At 45.3% G+C, this 25,388-nt stretch carries 18 protein-coding genes and 10 tRNA genes; 25 read left to right on the top strand and 3 right to left on the bottom strand.

From position 1 onward, the window contains the following. Positions 1-27 precede the first annotated feature (27 nt). Positions 28-1,008 carry an RNA polymerase sigma factor RpoS gene (gene rpoS / locus L4C44_RS14530; protein ID WP_146490608.1) on the top strand — a complete coding sequence of 327 codons (981 nt, stop codon included), beginning with the start codon at positions 28-30 and terminating at the stop codon, positions 1,006-1,008. A 140-nt stretch (positions 1,009-1,148) separates the two neighbouring features. On the opposite strand, the gene mutS is transcribed toward rpoS, so the two are convergent. Continuing rightward, a complete protein-coding gene (gene mutS, locus L4C44_RS14525) occupies positions 1,149-3,710 on the bottom strand; it encodes a DNA mismatch repair protein MutS (protein WP_428805295.1) in 2,562 nt (853 codons plus the stop codon). Between the two features lie 124 nt (positions 3,711-3,834). Here mutS and pncC point away from each other — a divergent pair, with 124 nt between their 5' ends. The 24 genes from pncC to luxS all read left to right on the top strand — a co-directional run bounded on the left by pncC (position 3,835) and on the right by luxS (position 22,876). Beyond that, entirely contained in the window at positions 3,835-4,329 is a 495-nt protein-coding gene (gene pncC / locus L4C44_RS14520; RefSeq protein ID WP_146490671.1) for a nicotinamide-nucleotide amidase, read from the top strand. 139 nt (positions 4,330-4,468) lie between these two features. Then, positions 4,469-5,509: a recombinase RecA gene (recA, locus tag L4C44_RS14515; protein ID WP_017056586.1), complete on the top strand. Its 1,041-nt coding sequence runs from the start codon at positions 4,469-4,471 to the stop codon at positions 5,507-5,509. Positions 5,510-5,841: 332 nt separating this feature from the next. Continuing rightward, positions 5,842-8,424 carry an alanine--tRNA ligase gene (gene alaS / locus L4C44_RS14510; RefSeq protein ID WP_146490610.1) on the top strand — a complete coding sequence of 861 codons (2,583 nt, stop codon included), beginning with the start codon at positions 5,842-5,844 and terminating at the stop codon, positions 8,422-8,424. Between the two features lie 220 nt (positions 8,425-8,644). Further along, positions 8,645-9,826, top strand: a complete 1,182-nt coding sequence (locus L4C44_RS14505; RefSeq protein ID WP_083702796.1) for an aspartate kinase — start codon at positions 8,645-8,647, stop codon at positions 9,824-9,826. 92 nt (positions 9,827-9,918) lie between these two features. Further along, on the top strand, positions 9,919-10,116 hold the full coding sequence (gene csrA / locus L4C44_RS14500) for a carbon storage regulator CsrA (RefSeq protein WP_004415691.1): 198 nt from the start codon (positions 9,919-9,921) through the stop codon (positions 10,114-10,116). A gap of 474 nt (positions 10,117-10,590) precedes the next feature. Continuing rightward, positions 10,591-10,683, top strand: a tRNA-Ser gene (locus tag L4C44_RS14495). Between the two features lie 43 nt (positions 10,684-10,726). Further along, positions 10,727-10,803, top strand: a tRNA-Arg gene (locus L4C44_RS14490). 44 nt (positions 10,804-10,847) lie between these two features. After that, positions 10,848-10,940, top strand: a tRNA-Ser gene (locus tag L4C44_RS14485). Between the two features lie 89 nt (positions 10,941-11,029). After that, a tRNA-Arg gene (locus L4C44_RS14480) sits at positions 11,030-11,106 on the top strand. 53 nt (positions 11,107-11,159) lie between these two features. Beyond that, positions 11,160-11,236 (top strand) — tRNA-Arg (locus L4C44_RS14475). A 79-nt stretch (positions 11,237-11,315) separates the two neighbouring features. Continuing rightward, positions 11,316-11,392: transfer RNA gene (locus L4C44_RS14470), tRNA-Arg, on the top strand. Positions 11,393-11,460: 68 nt separating this feature from the next. Further along, positions 11,461-11,537: transfer RNA gene (locus L4C44_RS14465), tRNA-Arg, on the top strand. Positions 11,538-11,595: 58 nt separating this feature from the next. Beyond that, positions 11,596-11,672 (top strand) — tRNA-Arg (locus tag L4C44_RS14460). A gap of 57 nt (positions 11,673-11,729) precedes the next feature. Further along, positions 11,730-11,806 (top strand) — tRNA-Arg (locus L4C44_RS14455). An 81-nt stretch (positions 11,807-11,887) separates the two neighbouring features. Beyond that, positions 11,888-11,964, top strand: a tRNA-Arg gene (locus L4C44_RS14450). Between the two features lie 375 nt (positions 11,965-12,339). Further along, complete coding sequence (locus tag L4C44_RS14445; RefSeq protein WP_428805294.1) at positions 12,340-12,597, top strand: oxaloacetate decarboxylase subunit gamma; 258 nt, start codon at positions 12,340-12,342, stop codon at positions 12,595-12,597. 31 nt (positions 12,598-12,628) lie between these two features. Then, entirely contained in the window at positions 12,629-14,404 is a 1,776-nt protein-coding gene (gene oadA / locus L4C44_RS14440) for a sodium-extruding oxaloacetate decarboxylase subunit alpha (RefSeq protein ID WP_428805293.1), read from the top strand. A gap of 9 nt (positions 14,405-14,413) precedes the next feature. Next, the gene (locus tag L4C44_RS14435; protein WP_019825842.1) at positions 14,414-15,544 is read left to right on the top strand and encodes a sodium ion-translocating decarboxylase subunit beta; all 1,131 of its coding nucleotides are present in this window, start codon (positions 14,414-14,416) and stop codon (positions 15,542-15,544) included. 170 nt (positions 15,545-15,714) lie between these two features. Beyond that, positions 15,715-16,668, top strand: a complete 954-nt coding sequence (locus L4C44_RS14430; RefSeq protein WP_428805292.1) for an NADP-dependent oxidoreductase — start codon at positions 15,715-15,717, stop codon at positions 16,666-16,668. A gap of 6 nt (positions 16,669-16,674) precedes the next feature. Then, on the top strand, positions 16,675-17,136 hold the full coding sequence (locus L4C44_RS14425) for a YqaA family protein (protein WP_210450433.1): 462 nt from the start codon (positions 16,675-16,677) through the stop codon (positions 17,134-17,136). Positions 17,137-17,145: 9 nt separating this feature from the next. Continuing rightward, a complete protein-coding gene (locus L4C44_RS14420; protein ID WP_428805291.1) occupies positions 17,146-20,004 on the top strand; it encodes a M16 family metallopeptidase in 2,859 nt (952 codons plus the stop codon). Positions 20,005-20,103: 99 nt separating this feature from the next. Next, complete coding sequence (gene gshA / locus L4C44_RS14415; protein WP_285955058.1) at positions 20,104-21,672, top strand: glutamate--cysteine ligase; 1,569 nt, start codon at positions 20,104-20,106, stop codon at positions 21,670-21,672. A gap of 10 nt (positions 21,673-21,682) precedes the next feature. Then, positions 21,683-22,333 carry a transglycosylase SLT domain-containing protein gene (locus L4C44_RS14410; protein ID WP_428779588.1) on the top strand — a complete coding sequence of 217 codons (651 nt, stop codon included), beginning with the start codon at positions 21,683-21,685 and terminating at the stop codon, positions 22,331-22,333. A 24-nt stretch (positions 22,334-22,357) separates the two neighbouring features. Beyond that, positions 22,358-22,876: an S-ribosylhomocysteine lyase gene (gene luxS / locus L4C44_RS14405; protein WP_146490617.1), complete on the top strand. Its 519-nt coding sequence runs from the start codon at positions 22,358-22,360 to the stop codon at positions 22,874-22,876. A gap of 132 nt (positions 22,877-23,008) precedes the next feature. On the opposite strand, the gene L4C44_RS14400 is transcribed toward luxS, so the two are convergent. Continuing rightward, positions 23,009-24,280: an HlyC/CorC family transporter gene (locus L4C44_RS14400; RefSeq protein ID WP_019825852.1), complete on the bottom strand. Its 1,272-nt coding sequence runs from the start codon at positions 24,278-24,280 to the stop codon at positions 23,009-23,011. Between the two features lie 127 nt (positions 24,281-24,407). Then, positions 24,408-25,202, bottom strand: coding sequence for a cytochrome C assembly family protein (locus tag L4C44_RS14395; protein ID WP_019825854.1), 795 nt, complete (start codon positions 25,200-25,202; stop codon positions 24,408-24,410). Positions 25,203-25,388: the final 186 nt, after the last annotated feature.

Below are 25,388 nucleotides of genomic sequence, written 5' to 3'. Positions count from 1 at the left end.
ATGCTAATTTCGCCAGGGGGAGGCGTTATGAGTATAAGCAATGCAGTAACCAAAGAAGAGTTCGATCTTGACCAAGCAACCACGGAACCGGAAGCTCTTGGAAAAGCAAAACGAACAGCTACTAAGAAAACCGAAGCAAAAGAAGAAGTTGAAGTTACGTCTAAAAGTTTAGATGCCACTCAACTCTACTTAGGCGAAATTGGTTTCTCACCACTACTAACCGCAGAAGAAGAAGTGCTATACGCACGTCGAGCTCTACGCGGTGATGAAGCAGCACGTAAACGCATGATCGAAAGTAACCTGCGTTTAGTGGTAAAAATTTCACGTCGTTATAGCAACCGTGGCCTTGCACTTCTCGATCTAATCGAAGAAGGCAACCTAGGTTTGATTCGCGCCGTAGAGAAGTTTGATCCAGAGCGTGGCTTCCGCTTCTCAACTTACGCGACATGGTGGATTCGTCAAACCATTGAACGTGCGTTAATGAATCAGACTCGCACTATCCGTTTGCCAATCCATGTTGTGAAAGAGCTGAACATCTACCTACGTACTGCAAGAGAGCTATCACAAAAGCTTGACCATGAACCAACGGCAGAAGAAATTGCTTCTAAGCTAGATAAACCTGTTGGTGATGTGAGCAAGATGCTTCGTCTAAACGAACGAGTGAGCTCTGTTGATACGCCAATTGGTGGTGACGGTGAGAAAGCGCTGTTGGATATTATTCCAGACATCAATAATTCAGATCCTGAGGTTTCAACTCAAGATAGCGATATCAAGAACTCGTTAATTTTCTGGCTTGATGAGCTGAACCCGAAACAGAAAGAGGTGCTTGCGCGTCGATTTGGACTATTGGGTTATGAACCGTCAACATTAGAAGAAGTGGGCCGCGAAATCAGCCTGACTCGTGAACGTGTTCGTCAAATCCAAGTTGAAGGTCTTCGCCGTCTGCGTGAGATTCTTATCAAGCAAGGTCTGAATATGGAAAACCTGTTCAACGTAGAAAACGACTAATTGAACGGATGATGCTTCTCTAAATAGAAGAAAAATAAAAACGCTGACTTTAAGTCAGCGTTTTTTTGTTTGTGGCTTTGGTATTTCATACCGTCTAATCAAAATAGCAGTACGGCAAGAACAAACTACTTGGTAAGAAACTAAAGCAGCTTCTTCAAGCGGTAAAGTTCTTCTAATGCTTGGCGAGGAGTTAGATCATCAGGATCAACATTCGCAAGTGCTTGTTCTACTTCGCTTGGTTCAGGGATCAGACTTAGTTGGTTTGCAATATCAACGCCGCTTGGCTTCGATGTCGGAGACTCAAGACTCAATGCTTCGAGCTGTGTTAGCTTCGCGCGAGCGTTCTTGATCACCGCTTTTGGTACACCAGCCAATCCTGCAACCGCTAGGCCGTAAGATTTACTTGCTGCACCTTCTTGAACTGCGTGCATAAAGGCAATGCTGTCACCATGCTCAACCGCATCTAGGTGTACGTTTGCTAGCGTTGGAAGTTGGTTTGGTAACTCGGTTAGCTCAAAGTAATGCGTTGCAAACAGTGTCATCGCGTTGATTTGATTAGCTAACCATTCTGCACTTGCCCAAGCTAATGACAAACCATCGTAAGTACTGGTACCACGACCGATTTCATCCATTAGCACAAGGCTGTTTGGTGTTGCGTTATGCAGGATATTGGCAGTTTCTGTCATCTCAACCATGAAGGTTGAACGGCCAGAAGCCAGATCATCCGATGCGCCAATACGCGTAAAGATACGGTCGATAGAGCCGATGGTCGCGCTTTCTGCAGGAACATAACAACCGATATGAGCCATCAATGCGATGAGTGCCGTTTGGCGCATATAGGTCGATTTACCACCCATATTTGGACCTGTGATGATCAGCATCTTACGTTGATCATTAAGGTCGATAGGGTTAGCAATAAAGGGTTCGTCCATCACTTGTTCAACAACAGGGTGACGACCTGCTTGGATCTGCACACCTGCAGCTTCTGTCATGGTTGGACGACAGTAATCCAGCGTATCTGCACGCTCAGCCAAGTTTTGTAGAACATCAAGCTGAGATACTGAAGAGGCGATGTTTTGTAGGCGCTCTAGATACGGCAGTAGTAAGTCAAACAACTCTTCCCACAGCTGTTTCTCGATAGCGAGTGCTTTCGACTTAGAGTTAAGCACTTTGTCTTCGTGCTCTTTTAGCTCGGGAATGATGTAACGCTCAGCGTTTTTCAGCGTTTGACGGCGAACATAATGTGGCGGCACTAGGTGGCTTTGTCCGCGGCTCACTTGAATGAAGAAACCGTGTACGTTGTTGTAACCAACTTTTAGAGTGTCGATACCATGACGTTCACGCTCTTCTTGCTCAAGCTTATCCAGAAACTCAGTTGCACCTGCTGCAAGGTCACGCCATTCATCTAGCTCGGTATTATAGCCTTCTGCGATCACACCACCGTCACGGATAACCACCGGTGGGTTCTCTTTGATCGCTCGCTCGAGTAGTTCAGAAACTTCGTCCACAGGAGAAGCATATTGAGCAAGTTGAGTTAGGTACGGGTGCTTAAGTTGCATTAGCGTTTCAGCAAGCTCTGGCAAGTATTCCATTGCTTGGCGAAGTCGTGCCATATCGCGAGGGCGAGCAGAACGAAGTGCAAGACGAGCAAGAATACGCTCGATATCACCAATCTGCTTTAAGGTTGGCTGTAGCTCTGTGAATAGAGCCAAATCTTTCATCTCACCAATCGCATCTAGGCGCTGATCGAGCGCAGAGATATTGCGCATTGGTTGATGTAACCAACGCTTAAGCATACGGCTACCCATTGCTGTTGCGGTGTGATCAAGTACTTCGGCAAGGGTGTTATCAGTACCACCACCAAGATTTTGCGTGATCTCTAGATTGCGGCGAGTCGCTGCATCGAGGATCACAGAGTGATCTTGTTTATCCATCGTCAGTGAACGGATATGTGGAAGGGCTGTACGTTGAGTATCTTTTACGTATTGGATCAAACAACCAGCCGCACATAGACCCAGTTTTGCGCTTTCTACGCCAAAGCCTACCAGATCGCGAGTACCAAATTGCTTATTTAATTGCTGCTTAGCAGTGTCTAATTCAAATTCCCATACAGGGCGACGGCGATTGCCATTACGGCTTGCCATTAGATTTACTGGCTCGAAATCTTCAGGGAACAGTAGCTCACGTGGTGAGGTTCTCTGCAGTTCTGCTGCCATTGCTTCTTCCGTTTCTGGTTCGCAAAGTTGGAATCGACCGGAGGTAATATCAAGTGTCGCGTAACCAAATTTACCGTTGTGGTGGTAAATGGCTGCAATTAGGTTATCAACGCGCTCAGAAAGTAATGCTTCATCGGTCACGGTACCGGGTGTAACGATACGTACAACAGCACGCTCAACAGGGCCTTTTGAAAGTGCTGGATTACCAATCTGTTCACAAATTGCTACGGATTCACCAAGTTGTACTAACTTTGCAAGGTACCCTTCAACGGCATGGTAAGGAACACCCGCCATAGGAATAGGCTCACCATTTGATGAGCCACGTTTAGTCAGTGAAATATCGAGGAGTTGAGAAGCTTTTTTAGCATCATCATAGAAAAGCTCGTAGAAATCGCCCATGCGGTAGAACAGCAGAATTTCTGGGTTTTCTGCTTTCAGTTTTAGGTACTGCTGCATCATGGGAGTATGTTTTTGATCGGCTTTCACAGTTAACTTCTTTCGTTTATTTCTATTGCGGCTTAGGATACGTGAAAGCGTTTCGTGCGAAAAGCGGCTGATGCGAAAAGATGCGAATCCAAATGATATGACAGTAAATAAAGGGAAGTTGATGATGCAGATGACTCAAGACCTTAGTGAACAGCTTGGACATTTACTCGCTAAACACAAACAAGTGTTAGTGACGGCTGAATCTTGTACTGGCGGAGGTGTTGCGAGTGCAGTCACCGATATTGCGGGCAGCTCTGGGTGGTTTGATCGCGCTTTTGTTACGTACAGCAATGAAGCCAAGCAAGAGATGATAGGTGTACAGCTTAAAACCTTAATTGAGTTCGGCGCTGTGAGTGAGCCTGTCGTAATAGAAATGGCGAGCGGGGCATTGCAACATTCAAATGGGACGCTCTCTGTATCAATCAGTGGCATTGCTGGCCCAGGTGGCGCGACCGAAGATAAGCCTGTTGGTACGGTATGCTTCGCGTGGAAAGCGCTAAATGGCTGGGATAAAGTAGAAACGCATGTATTTACAGGCGACAGATCACAAGTACGCCAACAAGCTACGCACCATGCCCTGCAAGTTATTTATGATTACCTATCAATGGAAGGTAAGTAACATTTGCACAAATTATTTTCATACAGGTATAGACACTGTATGAATCAACAGTATAATGAAAGTCAATTAGTCACCCCTATGTGGGTTAGAAATAGATTCTAGATCGCTTGTTGAGACAACCGATTATGTGGAGATAGAAATGGACGAGAATAAACAAAAAGCGTTAGCCGCAGCCCTTGGTCAGATTGAAAAGCAATTTGGTAAAGGTTCTATCATGCGTCTTGGTGATAACCGCACAATGGACGTAGAAACTATTTCTACAGGTTCTCTATCTCTAGATATCGCACTAGGTGCTGGTGGCCTACCGATGGGACGTATCGTAGAAGTTTACGGTCCAGAATCATCAGGTAAAACAACGCTAACGCTTGAGCTTATTGCTGCAGCACAGAAAGTGGGCAAAACGTGTGCATTCGTTGATGCGGAACACGCACTAGACCCTATCTATGCTCAAAAGCTTGGTGTTGATATCGATGCACTTCTTGTTTCTCAACCAGATACTGGTGAGCAAGCGCTTGAAATCTGTGATGCACTGGCTCGTTCAGGTGCAATCGACGTTCTTGTTATTGACTCAGTTGCAGCACTAACACCAAAAGCAGAAATCGAAGGCGAAATGGGCGACAGCCACATGGGTCTTCAGGCTCGTATGCTTTCTCAAGCGATGCGTAAGCTGACGGGTAACCTAAAGCAGTCTAACTGTATGGCTATCTTCATCAACCAAATCCGTATGAAAATTGGTGTGATGTTCGGTAACCCAGAAACAACAACTGGTGGTAACGCGCTTAAGTTCTACGCATCTGTTCGTCTTGATATCCGCCGTACTGGTGCGATCAAAGATGGTGATGAGGTTGTTGGTAACGAAACCCGTATCAAGGTTGTTAAGAACAAGATTGCTGCACCGTTTAAACAAGCTGAAACTCAAATCCTATATGGCAAAGGCTTCAACCGTGAAGGTGAGCTTATCGATTTAGGCGTTAAGAACAAGCTGGTAGAAAAAGCGGGCGCTTGGTACAGCTACAAGGGCGACAAGATCGGCCAAGGTAAAGCTAACGCTGGTAAATACCTGCGTGAAAACCCAGAGGTTGCTCTAGAGATCGATACTAAGCTTCGTGAATTGCTACTGACTCCTGCTGTTCTTGAAGAGAAAGACGTAGAGAAAGAAGAAGAAAACGAAGAGCTATAAGCTGACGTTTTACAGAGTAGATGTTTGAAAGAAGCATCTGCTTTGAAAGAATTTAAAGCCTCGCATATTTTATGCGGGGCTTTTTTATTGGTTCAGCTCCGTAGAGCATGTCTTTGGTCAACTCTCTTTCGTTGAGTGAGTTTCTTAGTTACTAGGTCGTCAATTTAGTTCTGCTTTTCCGCGGCTAGATATAGTGGAATATTCTTCATTTTATCGAATTCCCACTAAAATCCTGCCCAAGGGTGTCTTTTCTACAAGAAAACTAGTCGAAGCCTTAACCATGATCTACAATACGGCAAAATTCTAACTCGACTATTTTCAGGAAGAGCTGCATGTACATGAGCACTGATGAGGTTCGCAACGCGTTCCTTAAGTTCTTTGAGAGCAAAGAACACCAAATCGTAGACAGTTCATCGTTAGTTCCACATAACGATCCAACCCTGCTATTCACTAACGCAGGTATGAACCAATTCAAAGATTGCTTCTTAGGCGCCGAAAAACGTGCCTACACTCGAGCAACTACGGCTCAGCGTTGTGTACGTGCGGGTGGTAAACACAATGACCTTGAAAACGTAGGTTTCACGGCTCGTCACCACACGTTCTTCGAAATGCTAGGCAACTTCAGCTTTGGTGACTACTTCAAAGAAGAAGCGATTGGTTTTGCTTGGGAATTCCTGACTGAAACTCTTCAACTGCCAAAAGACCGTCTGTTGGTAACGGTATACGAGACAGATGATGAAGCATTCGATATCTGGAACAAGAAAGTAGGTGTACCTGCTGATCGTATCGTTCGCATTGGCGACAAAGAAGGCGGCAAACAGTTCGAGTCTGATAATTTCTGGACGATGGGTGACACAGGTCCTTGTGGTCCATGTACTGAAATCTTCTACGATCACGGTGAGCACATCTGGGGCGGCCGTCCTGGTACACCTGAAGAAGATGGTGACCGCTTCATCGAGATCTGGAACAACGTATTCATGCAGTTCAACCGTCACGCTGACGGCACAATGGAACCGCTACCTAAGCCTGCTGTAGATACAGGTATGGGTATTGAGCGTATTTCTGCAATCATGCAGGGCGTTCACTCTAACTACGAAATTGATGTATTCCAAAAGCTAATCAAAGCGACAGCGGAAGTTGTGGGTCATGACGACCTATCTAACCAATCGCTACGCGTTATTGCTGACCATATCCGTTCTTGTTCATTCCTAATCGCTGACGGCGTTATGCCTTCAAACGAAGGTCGTGGCTACGTTCTACGTCGTATTATTCGTCGTGCAGTTCGTCACGGTAACAAGCTTGGCGCACAAGGCGTGTTCTTCCACAAACTTGTGGGTGTATTGGCTGAAGTGATGGGCTCTGCGGCAGATGAACTTAAGAAACAACAAGAGCTTGTTGAAAAAGTACTTCGCATTGAAGAAGAGAACTTCGGTCGTACTCTAGAGCGCGGCATGGTTATTCTTAATGACGCACTAGACGCACTTGAAGGCAAAGAGCTTGACGGCGAAACAGTTTTCAAACTTTACGACACATACGGTTTCCCAGCTGACCTTACTAACGATGTAGCACGTGAACGCGACTTTACTATCGATGAAGAAGGCTTTGAGAAGGCGATGGAAGCACAGCGTAAGCGTGCTCGTGAAGCTGGTCAATTCGGCACTGATTACAACGCAACGATCAAAGTAGACACTAACACCGAGTTCTGTGGTTACACAGCTACTGAAGGTGCTGGTGAAATCTCTGCGCTATTTGTTGATGGTGAAGAAGTCTCTTCACTATCGGCTGGCGACAAAGCAATCATTATTCTTGAAGAGACACCATTCTACGCTGAGTCAGGCGGTCAATGTGGTGATGCTGGTACACTAAAAACAGCTTCGGGTCTTTTCAAAGTACAAGATACTCAGAAGCTAGGTAACGCATTTGCGCACCACGGTGAGCTAGTTGAAGGTGTATTTGCTAAGGGCGATAAAGTAGAAGCAACGGTTGACGCTGAGCGTCGTGCTGCTATCTCACTAAACCACTCTGCAACTCACTTGCTTCACTCTGCACTGCGCGAAGTTTTAGGTGAGCACGTTGCTCAGAAAGGTTCTTTAGTTAAGCCAGACAATCTACGTTTTGACTTCTCTAACCTTGAAGCGGTAACACCGGTGCAGATTAAAGAAGTAGAGCGCTTGGTTAACGCACAAGTTCGTAAGAACCACGTGATTGAAACCAACATCATGGATATCGAGTCAGCGAAAGAAAAAGGTGCAATGGCACTGTTTGGCGAAAAGTACGATGATGAAGTTCGCGTTCTATCTATGGGCGATTTCTCTACTGAGCTTTGTGGTGGTATCCACGCAAGCAACACGGGTGATATCGGCCTGTTCAAGATCACTTCTGAAGGTGGTATTGCTGCGGGTATTCGTCGTATTGAAGCGGTAACGGGTGAAGCTGCTCTAGATGCAGTAGAAGCTCAGGTTAACGCTTACGAAGAGAAACTTACTGAATCCGCTAAGAAAGCGAAATCGCTAGAGAAAGAAATCCAACTGCTTAAAGAAAAGATGGCTGCTGCAGAAAGCGCAAACATCATGGGCAAAGTAGAAGAGATCTCTGGTACTAAAGTTTTGGTTGCTGCAATTGAAGGCGCAGACAACAAGAACCTACGTACTATGGTTGATAACGCTAAAAACCAAGTAGGTAGCGGCATCATCCTGATCGCAAACGTAGCAGACGGTAAAGTTGGCTTGATTGCTGGTGTAACCAAAGACCTAATCGGCAAAGTAAAAGCGGGTGACCTCGTTAAGATGGTTGCTGAGCAAGTTGGCGGTAAAGGCGGTGGTCGTCCAGATATGGCTCAAGCGGGCGGTACAGACGTTGAAGCACTGCCAGAAGCGCTTAAATCTGTGCGTACTTGGCTAGAAGAGCGTCTTTAAGCTTAAGTAATTGATACAAAGATGCCCAATCAGTTGATTGGGCATCTTTTATTTTGCCTATTGGAAGCGTGTTTAAACAAGGTTTGATTGAGATTAACCAAGAAGTCTAATGGTGGCGTTAGACTCCTTGGTTAATTTTTTATTGCTTCGCCCTGACGCGGAGTATGTGTTTTTTTGTCATATATAGACATTGGTCTTGGGAAGGTGAGGACGGGTGAAAATGCCTCTTATCGTGCAGAAATTTGGTGGAACGTCGGTGGGTTCAATTGAACGAATCCATCATGTAGCAGAAAAAATCATTGAAGCGAAAAATGAAGGGAACCAGATCGTGGTTGTCGTTTCTGCTATGTCTGGTGAAACAAATCGGTTAGTTAACTTAGCCACACAAATTGATAGCGTACCAAACGCTAGAGAACTGGATGTGTTGTTAACGGCTGGCGAGCAAGTTTCCATGGCCTTGTTAGCAATGACGTTACACAAGTTAGGTTATGAAGCGACATCAATGACTGGCTATCAAGCCAAGATACACACTGATTCTAATCATAATAATGCAGCGATTGAGCGTATTGATACTGCTCCTATTCAAGCTCTGCTAGATGACAACCAGATTGTCATTGTTGCAGGCTTTCAAGGGTTCAATGCGAAAGGCGATATCACAACATTAGGTCGCGGTGGTTCAGATACTACAGCGGTAGCGCTTGCGGGTGCCTTGCAGGCGAAAGAATGCCAGATCTATACTGATGTTGATGGTGTTTATTCTTGTGACCCTAGAGTTGTGAAGCAATCTCAGAAATTAGATACTTTAGACTTCCCTTCTATGGAAGAGATGGCCCGCCGAGGCGCTAAGGTTTTACATCTTCCATGTGTTCAGTATGCATGGCAGCATAACGTGCCATTGCGAGTGCTTTCAAGCTTTGAACAAGGCGAGGGCACATTGATCGCGGGTAATCAGTGTTTGAATGATATTGCTGGTATCGCCATCCAAAGAGATATGGTGCGTATCGAGTGTTTGAATGAAGATTTACCGTCTTTCATTTCACATTGCCAACTGTTGGGGATCGAAGTCTGTAGTGTGATCGAGGAAACAGAACGGGCAGCACTCATTATTAAACAAGACATAAGTGCCAAATTAAAACTAGTTTTTGCTGAGAAAATCCGTAATAGTGAACAGGTTAGTTTGTTAACTGTGGTAGGAAGCCGAACACAAGAAATTGTGGTCAGTTCACATGGATTGTTGTCTGAAGGCGAAATTGATGTACAACATCACTTATTGCAGCAGCAGTCTTTAACTTTGGTGATATCACCAACGCAAGTCGATATGGCTGCTAACATATTACACAATGCATACATCGTAGCGCGTGAAACACAGGGTTATCCTAAAAAAGAAGTGCATTTTGGTTAAATAAACTCAATCGATAGTTTACGAAAATATAACTTTTGTTGGATAATGCTCTCGTAGCTAGATAAATTTAGAGATTACTCAAGGAGCAAAGAATGCTAATTTTGACTCGCCGCGTTGGCGAAACACTGATGATTGGTGATGAAGTAACAGTTACTGTACTAGGCGTTAAAGGTAACCAAGTACGTATCGGTGTTAACGCACCTAAAGAAGTATCTGTTCACCGTGAAGAGATCTACATGCGCATTCAAGCTGAAAAAGGTAATGGTAACGTTGCATCTGGCAACTACTAATACTTTTGCGTAGAGAAGAGGCTAGCATTGTTGCTAGCCTTTTTTGATCTTGGGGAATAGAAACGCTCATTGGGACATAGATAGGTTGGATAGCGGATCGGTCTCAAAGTGGTGAAGTGAATGCTTTGTGATGTTGTGAGATACAGACAAGGTTGAACAGAACTGTTGCTCTGTATTTTGTTTGGCAAAATTCAAGATTTATTAGCTTCCCCTATGGCGCAAATACGCATCCCGTAGTATTGTGCCATCAGCGGTAGCACTTGCTGCTGGAGAAATTAGATAATTGTTTTCGGCTGTTTATTATTGCCAATCTTTCACCTTAATTTTTAAGGAAAAAAGCGCGATTTGAATGTTATAAGTTCAATTTGCAAGCGCTTTGATTAAATAGCAAACGGTTGAGTGTTTTTGTCCAATTTTTTTCAATAAAGTGTTTGACATATTTTCGGTAAAACGTAATATGTGCCTCCGCAAGACGGTGAGGTGGCCGAGAGGCCGAAGGCGCTCCCCTGCTAAGGGAGTATGTGGTTTGTAGCTGCATCGAGGGTTCGAATCCCTCCCTCACCGCCATTTCTTGTGAGTCTAAAATTAGCAATTTAGACAATGTAAATGTGCGTCCTTAGCTCAGCTGGATAGAGTACCTGGCTACGAACCAGGCGGTCGGAGGTTCGAATCCTCCAGGACGCGCCATTCTCTCTTCTCTTACTTGTAAGTGATGTGAGAATAATGAATTAGGTGAGGTGGCCGAGTGGCCGAAGGCGCTCCCCTGCTAAGGGAGTATGTGGTTTGTAGCTGCATCGAGGGTTCGAATCCCTCCCTCACCGCCATTCATTACAGGCCAATGGCCTTTTTTTTTCTTCGTAGCAAGAAGAATGTGATATGTTTCACAACTTCATTCTTAATGAATGAACACCGTGCGTCCTTAGCTCAGCTGGATAGAGTACCTGGCTACGAACCAGGCGGTCGGAGGTTCGAATCCTCCAGGACGCGCCACTATTTAAGGGTCTATTGATCCTCGTATTGACTAAGTTGATACTAAAACCCGTGCGCTCTTAGCTCAGCTGGATAGAGTACCTGGCTACGAACCAGGCGGTCGGAGGTTCGAATCCTCCAGAGCGCGCCACTATTTAGGGTTTAGTTCTGATAAGAATGTGAATCCTGATATTGATAAATCGTTCGTCGAGAATTAATATCAAAACCGTGCGTCCTTAGCTCAGCTGGATAGAGTACCTGGCTACGAACCAGGCGGTCGGAGGTTCGAATCCTCCAGGACGCGCCACTATTTAAGGGTTTATTTCTTATAAGAATGAAAATCCTTGTATTGACTAAGTTGATACTAAAATCCGTGCGCTCTTAGCTCAGCTGGATAGAGTACCTGGCTACGAACCAGGCGGTCGGAGGTTCGAATCCTCCAGAGCGCGCCACTATTTAGGGTTTCCTTCGTGAACTCCTGATATTGCGAATACCAATATCGAAAACTGCGCGTCCTTAGCTCAGCTGGATAGAGTACCTGGCTACGAACCAGGCGGTCGGAGGTTCGAATCCTCCAGGACGCGCCACTATTTAGGGTTTCTTTGTGAACTCCTGATATTGGGAATACTGATATCGAAAACCGTGCGTCCTTAGCTCAGCTGGATAGAGTACCTGGCTACGAACCAGGCGGTCGGAGGTTCGAATCCTCCAGGACGCGCCACTATTTAGGGCTTTTTTCTTATGAGAATGAAATCCTTATATTGATACGTTGTTAGTAACAATGAATCAATATTAAAACCGTGCGCTCTTAGCTCAGCTGGATAGAGTACCTGGCTACGAACCAGGCGGTCGGAGGTTCGAATCCTCCAGAGCGCGCCACATTATTAAAAAAAGCCTCGTTTATACGAGGCTTTTTTTATGTCTGCTATATAAATGTTGATTAAATGTTAAATTTACTTAACATTTAACTTGTTGTATTTTAAGTACTTCTTGAATGCTTCTTTGTTATTCCACCTTTCTCATATCGTTTTTCAGAAAAGCCCCGTTTAAGTCACAGTTTAAATATCTAAAAATGACTCATTTGACAGATTTATGTGATCTGATAGGCGAATAATTAACCTTATGTGTGCGTTATCCGTAGCAGAACCTTAAACAAAATTGACAAACTTTTACCAATCGAGATAATCCATGGGTCGGGATCACTATTCGCTGAAATCCTGTACGTATGTCAGGATGACGAAGAAAGGAAGCAACATGACTAATATTGGAAGCCTGCTAGGAGATGCGGCGACTCTAATGATAACGGGGATGTCCGTTGTCTTTATTTTCCTAACTATTCTAGTTTACCTCGTTCGGTTGATGTCAAAACTGGTACCAGAAGAAGTACCAGAGCCGATCGCAGCACCTAAAAAAATTCAAAAATCACAATCAACCCCTTCAGCTGTTAGTCCACAGGTAGTGGCAGCAATTTCGGCCGCGGTTCATCAATACCGTGCGTCTACTGCTAAGTAGCATTTAAAGGATTAAAAAGGAGTTTATGAGCATGTCTAAACCACTAGCTATCACAGATGTGGTACTTCGTGACGCGCACCAGTCACTATTTGCTACTCGTATGCGTATCGAAGATATGCTGCCAATTGCGGCAGAACTGGATAAAGTCGGTTACTGGTCACTTGAGACCTGGGGCGGCGCGACGTTTGATTCGTGTATCCGTTTTCTTGGCGAGGATCCATGGGAGCGTTTGCGTGAGCTGAAAAAAGCGATGCCAAACACACCAATGCAGATGCTACTGCGTGGTCAAAACCTATTGGGCTACCGTCACTACGCGGATGATGTAGTAGAAAAATTTGTTGAACGTGCCCATAAAAACGGCATGGACGTATTCCGTATTTTTGATGCGATGAATGACGTACGTAACTTTGAGAAAGCGGTGAAAGCAACGATTGATGTTGGTGGTCACGCTCAAGGTACCTTGTCTTACACAACCAGTCCAGTTCACAACTCAGATACTTGGGTTGATTTGGCTAAGCGTTTAGAGGACCTAGGTTGTCACTCACTATGTATCAAAGATATGTCAGGTTTATTAAAGCCGTATGAAGCGGAAGAGCTTATTACACGTATCAAAGCATCGTGTGACGTTCCTCTAGCGCTGCATAGCCACGCGACAACAGGTCTATCGACTGCAACAGCGGTTAAAGCCGTTGAAGCGGGTATCGACATTCTAGACACCGCTATCTCTTCAATGAGCTGTACTTACGGCCATACGCCAACCGAAACGGTTGTTGCGATGTTAGAAGGTACAGAGCGCGACACGAACCTCAAACTAGATCAAATCGAACCAATCGCAGCTTACTTCCGTGATGTACGTAAGAAGTACGCGAAATGGGAAGGTCAGCTAAAAGGTGTCGATTCTCGTATCTTGATCGCTCAAGTTCCTGGCGGCATGTTAACTAACATGGAAGGCCAGCTTAAAGAGCAGGGCGCTGCCGATCGCATGGATGAAGTTCTAGAAGAGATCCCACGCGTACGTAAAGAGCTTGGTTACATTCCGTTAGTAACACCAACTTCTCAGATTGTCGGTACTCAAGCGGTTATTAACGTCTTAACGGGCGAACGCTATAAGAGCATCACGAAAGAGACTGCTGGTTTACTGAAAGGTGAATACGGTCAAGCTCCTGCGGAAGTCGATGCTGAACTGCAAGCGAAAGTTCTCGATGGCGCAGAGCCGATTACTTGTCGCCCTGCTGATTTACTTAAGTCTGAAATGGATACGTTAACGACGGATCTGTTAGAGAAAGCAAAATCCGAGGGTATATCTCTAGCTGAAGATACGGTTGATGATGTACTGACTTACGCACTTTTCCCACAAGTAGGTCTTAAGTTCCTTAAGAACCGTCGTAACCCTGAAGCATTTGAACCGGCACCAACGCTAGAAGCTGTGGCTCCAGTTGCAGCTTCTCCTGTACAAGCTTCTGGTGGTATTGAAAGCTACAGCGTGAAGGTTGATGGTCAAGTTTACGATGTTGAAGTTGGCCCACAAGGTGAACTTACATCGGTAGCGCCATCTGCAAAACCTGCTCAGGCTGCACCGGTCGCAGCTTCTGACGCTGAAGCAGTTCCTGCTCCATTGGCGGGTAACATCTTTAAAGTTAACGTTCAGGCGGGTGCTGAGGTTGCTGAAGGCGACGTTCTACTTATCCTAGAAGCGATGAAGATGGAAACGGAAGTTCGTGCTGCTCGTGGTGGTATCGTTCAAGAATTGAATGTTAAAGAAGGCGATGCAGTTACTGTAGGCGCTCCACTACTAAGCTTAGCGTAAGGGAGTACCATGGAAGGATTGATGACCTTATGGTCTGAAACAGGGATTGCGAACTTTGAGTTCGGCCAGATCTGTATGATGCTGGTTGGCTGCTTACTGTTGTTTTTAGCAATTCGTAAAGGATTTGAACCGTTACTTCTACTACCTATTGGTTTTGGTGCTGTATTAGCAAACATTCCAAATGCTGGATTTACTGATCCCGGTGGTTTGCTTTACTACGTCTACTATATTGGTATTGAAACGGGCATTTTCCCACTGCTGATCTTTATGGGTGTTGGTGCGATGACGGACTTCGGTGCGTTGATTGCGAACCCTAAAACGTTGTGGCTAGGGGCTGCGGCTCAGTTTGGTATCTTCGCGACACTATTTGGCGCGATCTTGCTGAACTATGTTCCAGGAATGGAATTCTCGATGGCCGACGCTTCTTCCATTGCGATCATTGGTGGTGCCGATGGCCCAACTGCGATCTTCTTGGCGAGCAAGTTATCTCCGGATCTTTTAGGTGCAATTGCGGTAGCGGCATATAGCTACATGGCATTGGTTCCTATTATTCAACCGCCAATCATGAAGGCGTTAACGTCTCCTGAAGAGCGTAAGATTAAGATGGCTCAACTTCGTCACGTTAGCAAAGCAGAGAAGATCCTCTTCCCGCTTGCTGTCCTACTGATGACGATTTTGTTCCTACCTTCAGCAACACCTCTAGTGGGTATGTTCTGTCTGGGTAACTTGATGCGTGAAGCGGGTGTGGTTGATCGCCTATCGAAAACAGCGCAAAACGAACTGATTAACGTTGTGACTATTTTCCTTGGTCTCGGTGTTGGTTCTAAGCTTCAAGCGGATACTTTCTTGAACTTAGAGACACTGGGTATTCTTGGCTTAGGTGCGGTCGCGTTCAGTATTGGTACAGCTGGTGGTGTATTGATGGCGAAGGTTCTAAACCGCTTCTCGAAAGAGGACATCAACCCATTGATTGGTGCAGCTGGCGTATCAGCGGTTCCAATGGCGGCACGTGTTGTGAACAAGGTAGGTCTTGAGGCAAATCCTCAGAACTTCTTGTTGATGCATGCGATGGGCCCGAACGTAGCAGGTGTACTTGGTAGTGCGGTTGCGGCGGGTATTCTATTAGCGCTAGTCGGTTAATGGATTACTGCTCATGTATCGTTACGTTAATTGGTCGTCAATTTACGAATGAGCGGTTAACTTAGCCTTATTAAATGGTTTATAGTCAAAGGGATGCTTTCGCATCCCTTTCTTTTTATTAATTAGGGTGCTTGCTCACTAGGGCTTTTATCAATCAAGGAAATGTGGAAATGGAAAATAAACAGATTGCGATTACTCAATTCGGCGGTGTCGAAAACCTTAGTATTCAAACCAGTGCGATTCCAGGTCCTAAGGCTGGAGAAGTGGTGGTTAAAGTTTCCTTTTCGGGCATTAATCCGATTGATGTGAAAACCCGTGCTGGTCTTGGTTGGGCAGCAGCACAAAACAAAGACAATCTACCTTGGGTGCCGGGATATGATATTTCGGGGCAAATTGTAACGCTAGGCGATCAGGCTGAACGTTTTACTGTTGGTGATAACGTGGCAGGGTTTATTGGTTTTCCACTGCAAGGTGGCGGTTATAGCCAATACGTATGTGTTCCAGAAGCGGCACTCAGCATGGTTCCTGATTCTGTCACCCTAGAAGCGGCAGCGGCATTACCACTTGCTAGTCAAACAGCAGCCCAAGCACTCAATAAAGCCGAAGTAAAAGAAGGCGATCGCGTGCTTATCTTAGCAGGCGCAGGCGGGGTTGGTCACCTTGCGGTTCAAATCGCAGTGGCAGCAAAAGCAGAGGTTTACACGACCTGCAGCGAAGCCAATCTCGACTATCTTGCAACGCTAGGCGCTCATGCTATCAACTATAAGTTTGCCCCAGCTTCAGAACGAGTTTCTGATGTTGATGTGTTGATTGATTTGGTCGGTGGCGATACCGCGCTTGATGCGTTGAAGTGCCTGAAAGACGGTGCGAGAGTCGTGACAGTACCAACTTTGTCTGCTGAGTTGATTTGTGAGAAAGCCACGCTCCTAGGTTTTACTGCATCAGGCATGTTGGTTGAACCAAACACTGAGCAAATGGACACCATGCTTTATATGGTGAGTGTTGGATTGCTTAAAACAGAAATTCAAGGTATCTACCAACTAGACGAAGCACAGTCGGCGCATCTGCAGGTTGAAACCGGACACACTAGAGGCAAGGTACTGCTTAAGATGCAAGAAGGTTGATATGCAGTGTTAGAATTCTTTAATTCCCTTTTTGAAAACATAGCGCTGTGGTTCTCTGACTCGGCGCTTTGGGTACTCTTCATCAGTGGCTTCTTGAGTGCCACATTATTGCCCGGCGGCTCAGAAGCCAGCCTTGTTGCAGCATTGAGCTTAGATCAATTCTCTACATCGTCGATTATTCTCATAGCGACACTCGGTAACACCTTAGGCGGCCTGACCAATTATTGGATTGGTTTGTGGTTGCCCAATCGAACTCAATCTGAAAAGCATGGTCATAAGGCTATGGCTTGGCTGAGTCGTTATGGCTACTGGACACTGTTATTCAGTTGGTTACCGATTATTGGTGACCCTTTGTGTCTGGCTGCGGGTTGGCTAAGAATGAAATTCATCCCTAGCGTTATTTTGATAGCGATTGGCAAAGCTGCTCGTTATAGCTTACTTGCTGCTATCTACTTCGGTTTTTTCTAAGGAGAACCAATGAAAAAGGTTTTACTTGGTACATTTTCTCTTATCGCCATTGCCGGCTGTTCTTACAATGTACCTAGCTCAACATCCTTCTTTTCCTCATTACCAGAAGGTGTCACTCTTTTAGAAGAGGTAAAGCTCTCTAAAGATAAAGTGGTGATTCCTTACACCAAATATCAGCTTGAAAACGGCCTGACAGTTATTCTTTCCCCTGATGATTCCGATCCATTGGTGCATGTTGATGTGACCTATCACGTAGGTTCAGCACGTGAAGAGATTGGTAAGTCGGGTTTTGCTCACTTCTTCGAGCATATGATGTTCCAGGGATCTGAGAACGTTGGTGACCAGCAGCACTTTAAGATCATCACTGAAGCGGGTGGTTCGTTAAATGGCACAACTAACCGTGACCGTACCAACTACTTTGAGACAGTTCCATCTAACCAACTAGAGAAAATGTTGTGGTTAGAATCAGACCGAATGGGTTTCTTATTGGATGCGGTTTCTCAGAAGAAATTCGAAGTACAAAGAGGCACGGTCAAAAACGAACGTGCTCAAAGTTATGAAAACCGTCCTTATGGTTTGATGTGGGAACGCATGGGGGAAGCGCTTTACCCTGAAGGTCACCCTTATTCATGGCAACCAATCGGTTATGTGGAAGATCTCGACCGAGTTGATGTGAATGACCTCAAGGCCTTCTTCCTACGTTGGTATGGCCCAAATAATGCCGTGCTAACGATTGGTGGTGATATCGACGTTGATGACACGCTAGAGTGGGTGAACAAGTACTTTGGCCCTATTCCTCAAGGCCCAGAAGTTAAGGCGGCAGAGAAACAACCTGCTGTGCTAACTGAAGATAAGTACATCACCCTAGAAGATAATATCCGTCAGCCGATGGTGCTTGTTGGTTGGCCTACAACGTATCGCGGTGAAGAGACGCAAGCGTCACTGAATGCATTGTCTAACGTGTTAGGTTCAGGTACCAACAGCTACCTATACCAAAACCTCGTAAAAACACAAAAAGCAGTAAGTGCAGGATCTTTCCATGATTGTGCTGAACTTGCTTGTACCATGTATGTGTATGCGATGGGTAACTCCGGTGAAAAAGGCGATCTGACGGTTCTTAATAAAGAGCTGATGGATACTCTAGAGCAATTCTCGAAAGAGGGTGTTGAACAAGAACGTTTAGACCAGATCACAGGCATGGCAGAAGCGGACGCGGTTTTCGCTCTGCAAAGTGTTAAAGGCAAGGTTTCACAACTGGCATCTAACCAAACCTTCTATGGTCAGCCTGATCGAATTGAATCGCAACTTGATCAAATCCGAGCTGTCACTCCTGAAAGCGTGAGCAAGGCCTACCAAGATTTCATCGAAGGTAAGCACAAGGTGACTTTGAGTGTGGTTCCGAAAAAGCAGCTTGATTTAGCCGTTCGAGAAGCGACATTTACCACACCTGCACGTACTCTGCCTGAATACAGCAAGGTGACGGAAGACCAGCTGGATTTTAGAAAGGCACCGAATACCTTTGATCGCAGCGTGATGCCAGAAGTGAACTTTGGTGTTGAGGCGACCATGCCTGATTTGTACCGCATGCACTTTGCAAACGGTACGGATTTAATTGGTACTGTGACCAGTGAAACGCCGACAGTACAGCTACAGATTCAACTTCCAGCCGGTGAGCGTTACGTTCGCAAAGGGCAAGAGGGCCTGGCGAACATAACTGCTTCTATGATGGAAGAGGGGTCGACTAAACGAACTGTTGAAGAGTTACAGGCGACTTTGGATAAGCTTGGCAGTAGCGTCAGCATTAGTGCGGGCAGTTACACCACTGACATTTCAGTCTCTACGCTAGAGAAAAACCTTCCTCAAACCTTAGCTATTGTACAAGAGGTTCTATTCGAGCCTAAGTTTGATGAGCAAGATTTCGAGCGTGTTAAGAAACAGATGTTAGAAGGCGTCGTGTATCAGCATCAGCAGCCAAGCTGGATGGCGTCTCAAGCAACCCGTGAAGTGCTGTTTGGTGATAGTATTTTTGCTCGTGCAAGTGATGGTACTAAGGACTCTCTAGAATCGTTAACTCTGGACGATGTAAAACTGTTTTACAGTCAGCACTATACTCCTGAAGGAGCTAATATTGTTATCGTAGGGGACATCTCGAAGAAAGAGATAGAGAAGCAGCTACAATTCTTTGAGCAATGGCAAGGCGATGCGGCACCACTAACGCGTCCGCAGATCGTCAAAGAGCTTTCTGGTCAGCACCTGTACTTGGTCGACAAACCGGGTGCGCCGCAAAGCATTGTTCGCCTGGTTCGTAAAGGCCTGCCGTTTGACGCTACTGGTGAGTTGTACTTGAGCCAGTTAGCTAACTTTAACTTAGCGGGTAACTTTAATAGCCGTATTAACCAGAACTTGCGTGAAGACAAAGCCTACACTTACGGTGCAAGCGGTTACTTCGCAAGTACTCGAGAAACAGGCGCGGTGGTATTTAGCGCGCAAGTAAGAGCTAACGCGACAGTGCCATCGATTCAAGAGTTTATTAATGAACTGAATGAGTTTAGCCAAAGTGGATTAACTGACGAAGAGGTGAAATTTATGCGCCTTGCCGTCGGTCAACAAGATGCACTCAAATACGAAACACCAAGTCAGAAAGCTGGGTTGTTGAGTAATATTGTTGCATTGAGCCTTGATGAAGATTACCTACAACAGCGTAATCAGATAGTTGAGACGGTCTCAAAAGAGACATTGAATGAACTATCGAAGAAATGGTTCGACCCGAATGATTATCAAATAATTGTGGTTGGCGATGCGGCTTCGCTTCGCCCGCAATTAGAAAAGTTAGATATTCCAATAGAAGAGCTTGAAATCATTCGTTAGAGTACACATTAAAGGGGGAGGGAAGAGACTCTACTTTTCTCCTCCAACCTAATTTATGATAGTTCTAATCAGAACGATATAAGATAAGTGAACTGAATTTTGACTGATTTTGCTGCGCGACTAAAGCAAGTTGCAACCAACCCTAAGACCTTCTCTCAATTTGGTCGTGGTGTTGAAAGGGAAACATTACGCTACACGGAAGATGGGCACCTTGCTACTGGGCCGCACCCTAAGGCTTTAGGATCTGCGTTGATGAACGAATGGGTAACGACCGATTTCTCTGAGTCGCTACTGGAATTTATCACGCCTGTTTCTAACGACGTTCCGACGCTTTTGAATCAGTTGTCTGATATACATCATTTCACGCAAACCAAGTTAGATGGCGAAAAACTATGGCCGCTTTCTATGCCTTGTTACGTTGGTAGTGAAGATTATATTCAGCTAGCGCAATACGGCACATCTAATAACGGTAAGATGAAGACGCTATATCGTGAAGGCCTAAAGCGTCGTTACGGTAGTCTGATGCAGATTATTTCTGGTGTTCACTTCAACTTCTCTTTCCCAGAAAGCTTTTGGGATAGCCTATTTGGAGAACAAACAGAAGAAGCGCGTTGTGAAGCGAAGTCAGATGCTTACTTTGGTTTGATTCGTAACTACTATCGCTTTGGTTGGTTAATCCCATACTTCTTCGGTGCTTCACCTGCGTTATGTTCTTCTTTCATCAAAGGAAGAGAAACTAACCTGCCTTTTGAAAAGATTGGCGAGACACTGTACTTACCAAAAGCAACGGCACTGCGCCTAAGCGATCTTGGTTACACCAACAGTGCGCAAAGCGTATTGAAAATTGGCTTCAACAGCCTAGACCAATACCTTGAAGGTTTGAATCAAGCGATTCGTACACCATCAGAAGAATTCGCAGAGATTGGCACTAAGGTTGATGGTGAATACCGTCAATTGAATAGCAACGTACTGCAAATTGAGAATGAGCTTTATGCTCCAATTCGTCCTAAGCGTGTAGCGAAAAATGGTGAGAAACCATCTGAAGCACTAGCACGTGCTGGTGTTGAGTACATCGAGGTTCGCTCTCTAGACGTAAACCCATTCAGCTCAATTGGTATCACGGAGCAACAAGTTCGCTTCTTAGATCTATTCCTAACGTGGAGTGTGCTAACTGACTCTGCTGAGATGGATAACTGTGAGCTTGAGTGCTGGCGCGACAACTGGAACAAGGTGATCCTAGAAGGTCGTCAAGTCGGTCTAGAACTGCAAATTGGTTGTTACGGTGAGCGCTTGTCTCTGCAAGATTGGGCGAAGCGCGTGTTCAAAGATCTACGCTCAATTGCTGAGATGATGGATGCAGAACAAGGCGGTCGAGCTTACCAAGAAACCTGCGATACGCTTGAAGCTTGGATTGATAACCCAGAGCTAACCATTTCTGGCCAATTGCTAGAAGAGACTAAAAAGTTAGGTGGCTTAGGTAAAGTTGGCTGTGCGCTAGGTAAAACGTACGCTCAACAGCACAAGGCACACCAATACAAAGTGTATTCAGCTGAACTGATGGAAGCAGAGGTTCAACGCTCTGTGATTGCTCAGCAACAAAGTGAAGAAGCGAGCACTCAAGATTTTGACAGCTTCTTAGCGGATTATTTTTCGTATTTAAAAGCATAGCGAGACGTTGGTGGAAAGGAAGCAAGCCTTATTAGGTAAGCCTACTCGTGTGAGTAGTAAATGGTTACCTGTAGTCACTGTCGGTGTTGTCTCTAGCCTTTTGGTTGGTTGTGCAACACCACCGCCGAAACAGCAAGACAACCTATGTAGCATCTTCAGAGAGCATCCATCGTGGTACGAAGATGCCTTAGATATGCAAGAAGAGTGGGGCACTCCCATCAACGTAGTGATGGCTTTTGTAAAACAAGAGAGTAGCTTTCGTCATGATGCGCGCCCACCAAAAGATTACATTCTTGGGTTTATTCCTTGGGGCCGTGTAAGCAGCGCTTATGGCTATGCTCAAGCTCAGGACCCAGCTTGGGAAGATTTCCAAAAAGCGACCAACAATGGCGGTTCAAGAACCAATTTTGATGATGCGCTGATGTTTATAGGTTGGTACACCAGCGAAACGCGTCGTCAGTTGGGTATCTCACTATGGGACCCATATAACCAATACCTGGCTTATCATGAAGGCCGTGGTGGTTATAAGCGCAAGTCATACAACAGCAAACCATCGTTGATTAAAGTAGCGCGTAAAGTCGAACAACAAGCAAAAGATTATGGATGGCAGCTGAAACAGTGCCGCAAAGAACTAGAAGACAATCGAAGCTGGTTTTTCTAAAGCCAGCCGTCACGGAGAAGAGCAATGCCTTTATTAGATAGTTTCACTGTTGATCACACACGCATGAACGCACCTGCAGTTCGTGTTGCTAAAACAATGCAAACCCCAAAAGGGGATACCATCACTGTGTTTGACCTGCGTTTTACTGCGCCAAACAAAGACATCTTATCTGAGAAAGGTATCCATACTCTAGAGCACCTATACGCTGGCTTCATGCGTAATCAATTGAACGGTTCAGATGTAGAGATCATCGATATTTCACCGATGGGCTGCCGCACTGGTTTCTATATGAGCCTGATTGGTACACCGACAGAGCAACAAGTGGCTGACGGTTGGTTGGCCGCGATGAAAGACGTACTGAAAGTTGAGAGCCAGAATAAGATCCCTGAGCTGAACGAATACCAATGTGGTACCGCAGCAATGCACTCTTTGGATGAAGCGAAAGAGATCGCTAATGCGATCATCGCTGCTGGTATCTCTGTAAACAAGAATGATGAACTGGCACTGCCAGAGTCTATGCTGCAAGAGCTTAAAATCGACTAATCATTGTTAGCGGTGAGTTAGATATTAAAAGGCCCGGTTCAATGAACCGGGCCTTTTTTGTCAACGTATTTTAGGGCTAGGCTGTTGTCGCATGTGAGCTTGTGATTACTTAGCTATTCTAATAAGCCAATTTTATCCATTTACGATCTGCGGGAACACACGTACCAGTTTGATTCGGTTCTCTTCGAGCTCAACAATTTCCATTGGATGACTGGCAACCTGAACACTGAGGTGACTCTCTGGAATATCTTCAAGATGTTCTAGTATCAAACCATTCAGCGTTCTTGGGCCATCGGTAGGCAGTGCCCACTGTAAGCCTTTGTTGATGTCTCGGATATTGGCGCTGCCTTCAATCAAGAAGCTGCCATCGCTTTGCGGAGTAATTTCTTCAGATAAGCTTGGCGCAATTGAGGTGGTAAACTCACCTACGATCTCTTCTAGAATATCTTCAAGGGTAACCAAACCATTGATATCGCCATACTCATCAACAATCAAACCGATACGCTGTTTATTGCGCTGAAACTTAAGCAGTTGAATATTGAGTGGTGTTGCTTCAGGAATGAAGTAGATCTCATCCGCTGCACGCAACAAGGTCTCTTTATTGAATTCGTTCTTTTCAAGCATCAATCGGTAAGCTTCACGTAGCCTAAGCATACCAACTACTTCATCTATTTGGTCACGATACAGCACCACGCGGCCATGGGGCGAGTGAGTCAGTTGACGAACGATAGATTTCCAGTCGTCATTGATGTCGATACCAGTAATCTCATTACGCGGCACCATGATGTCGTTCACGGTGACATGTTCCAAATCCAGAATAGACACCAACATATCTTGGTGACGCTGAGGGATTAAGCTACCTGCTTCATTTACCACGGTTCTAAGCTCTTCTGAGCTCAAGTGGTCGGTCGCATCGTGACTGGCTTTAACACCTAAGATACGAATGAAGCCGTTGGTAATGAAGTTGACCAAGATTACCAATGGTGACAGCACCTTCATCAGTATCATCAAAAGGATGCTACTCGCGTAAGAGACACGTTCAGGAAATAGAGAAGCGATGGTTTTTGGTGTTACCTCGGCGAATACGAGGATCACTAGAGTCAGGGTACCGGTAGCGATAGCTACACCGATATCCCCGTAGATGCGCATACCAAGAATAGTAGCGATCGCAGATGCAAGAATGTTGACGAGATTGTTGCCGATGAGAATGAGGCCAATCAATCTGTCTGGGCGGTTCAGAAGTTTTTCTACGCGTTTGGCACCTTTATGACCCGTATTGGCCAAGTGCTTTAAACGGTAGCGGTTCAGGGACATCATGCCCGTTTCGGAACCAGAGAAATAACCGGAAATTACAATGAGACACGCGAGTAGCGCAAATAAGATACCCGTTGATATGTCGTCCAAAACTATTCTTTTCCTATTTGTGTATCTTGATTAATTTATGACCGAACATGGTCGAGATGTCAATTGAATGTATTGCACTCAATATTTTAAAGGCAAGGTATGTGAGACCTTGCCTTTATTTTACAGACTAGTTCAGGATGATTTCCTGAACGAAGCGGCTACCGAAGTAGGCTAATGTGAGCATGCTGGCGCCGGCTAGGGCGAACCAAGTGACTTTCTGTCCACGCCAACCTTTCTGATAATGACCCCATAGAAGGATGGAGTAGATAACCCAAGCGATAAAAGACAACACAGCCTTGTGTGCTTTACCTTGAGCAAACATATCTTGTACGAAAATGAGACCTGTCAACAAAGTACCCGTTAATAAGCCATTACCAATCAGAATGATCTTGAAAAGCTGTCTTTCTACCATCATTAAAGGAGGTAGGTTAGGGTTGATCACCAACGCTTTTTTCTTTTTAAGTTTGTGATCTAGCCACGCGAGCTGCAGAGCGTACAGTGCACCGATAGTTAGTGTCGCGTATGAGAATAGAGCCAAAGAGATATGAACGAGCAGTTTAGGGTCATTCTCTAGATGCTTGATGAAGGTGCTTGGAAGAAAAGTAGCAGCCATCAAGTTTAGTGCAGCGAAGCTATAAACGACGGGCAAGATAAACCACAAACGAGTTTTGAGCATAGCGCCGCTCATAACCACAGATATGATTAAGCTGATTAATGAAGCAACGTTCAAGATACTGAGGTTTTGGCCACTAGCATTAAAAATCAAATCGCCAAGCAACCAAGCATGGAAAGCTAGAGCAAGTAATGCGCTGATAAACACCGTTTTTACACGGATTCCTGTTTGGTGCACGAGACCTGGAATGATCGTGGAAATCGCCATTGTATAAAGAAAGGCTGCTGCGATCGCAATAAGACTGTCCATGGTATCCATTTAAATGATTACTAATTGATGAATTATACCTCGCATCGCTCTTTGGGGCTATGGCGAACCTCATTCAATTCCAAGTGAATAATGTCTTACATCACAAGCACGGATGATTAAGGCTCTACAACGGGTATGACTCTAATCCGCGCTAATGTATACTCACAGTAATAGTCGCAGTTTTGA

The sequence above is a fragment of the Vibrio satsumensis genome, from assembly GCF_050337435.1.
Classification (GTDB): Bacteria; Pseudomonadota; Gammaproteobacteria; order Enterobacterales; family Vibrionaceae; genus Vibrio; species Vibrio satsumensis.
The sequence above is the reverse complement of the archived record's forward strand: the minus strand, read 5'-3'. Positions and strand labels throughout refer to the sequence as shown.

What these genes read in the sequence shown, in the direction of transcription:
- L4C44_RS14395 (WP_019825854.1), bottom strand. Translation starts at nt 25,202, where the DNA reads ATGGACAGTCTTATTGCGATCGCAGCAGCCTTTCTTTATACAATGGCG.
- csrA (WP_004415691.1), top strand. Translation starts at nt 9,919, where the DNA reads ATGCTAATTTTGACTCGCCGCGTTGGCGAAACACTGATGATTGGTGAT.
- L4C44_RS14420 (WP_428805291.1), top strand. Translation starts at nt 17,146, where the DNA reads ATGAAAAAGGTTTTACTTGGTACATTTTCTCTTATCGCCATTGCCGGC.
- oadA (WP_428805293.1), top strand. Translation starts at nt 12,629, where the DNA reads ATGTCTAAACCACTAGCTATCACAGATGTGGTACTTCGTGACGCGCAC.
- alaS (WP_146490610.1), top strand. Translation starts at nt 5,842, where the DNA reads ATGTACATGAGCACTGATGAGGTTCGCAACGCGTTCCTTAAGTTCTTT.
- L4C44_RS14435 (WP_019825842.1), top strand. Translation starts at nt 14,414, where the DNA reads ATGGAAGGATTGATGACCTTATGGTCTGAAACAGGGATTGCGAACTTT.
- recA (WP_017056586.1), top strand. Translation starts at nt 4,469, where the DNA reads ATGGACGAGAATAAACAAAAAGCGTTAGCCGCAGCCCTTGGTCAGATT.
- L4C44_RS14430 (WP_428805292.1), top strand. Translation starts at nt 15,715, where the DNA reads ATGGAAAATAAACAGATTGCGATTACTCAATTCGGCGGTGTCGAAAAC.
- L4C44_RS14505 (WP_083702796.1), top strand. Translation starts at nt 8,645, where the DNA reads ATGCCTCTTATCGTGCAGAAATTTGGTGGAACGTCGGTGGGTTCAATT.
- L4C44_RS14445 (WP_428805294.1), top strand. Translation starts at nt 12,340, where the DNA reads ATGACTAATATTGGAAGCCTGCTAGGAGATGCGGCGACTCTAATGATA.
- rpoS (WP_146490608.1), top strand. Translation starts at nt 28, where the DNA reads ATGAGTATAAGCAATGCAGTAACCAAAGAAGAGTTCGATCTTGACCAA.
- luxS (WP_146490617.1), top strand. Translation starts at nt 22,358, where the DNA reads ATGCCTTTATTAGATAGTTTCACTGTTGATCACACACGCATGAACGCA.
- pncC (WP_146490671.1), top strand. Translation starts at nt 3,835, where the DNA reads ATGCAGATGACTCAAGACCTTAGTGAACAGCTTGGACATTTACTCGCT.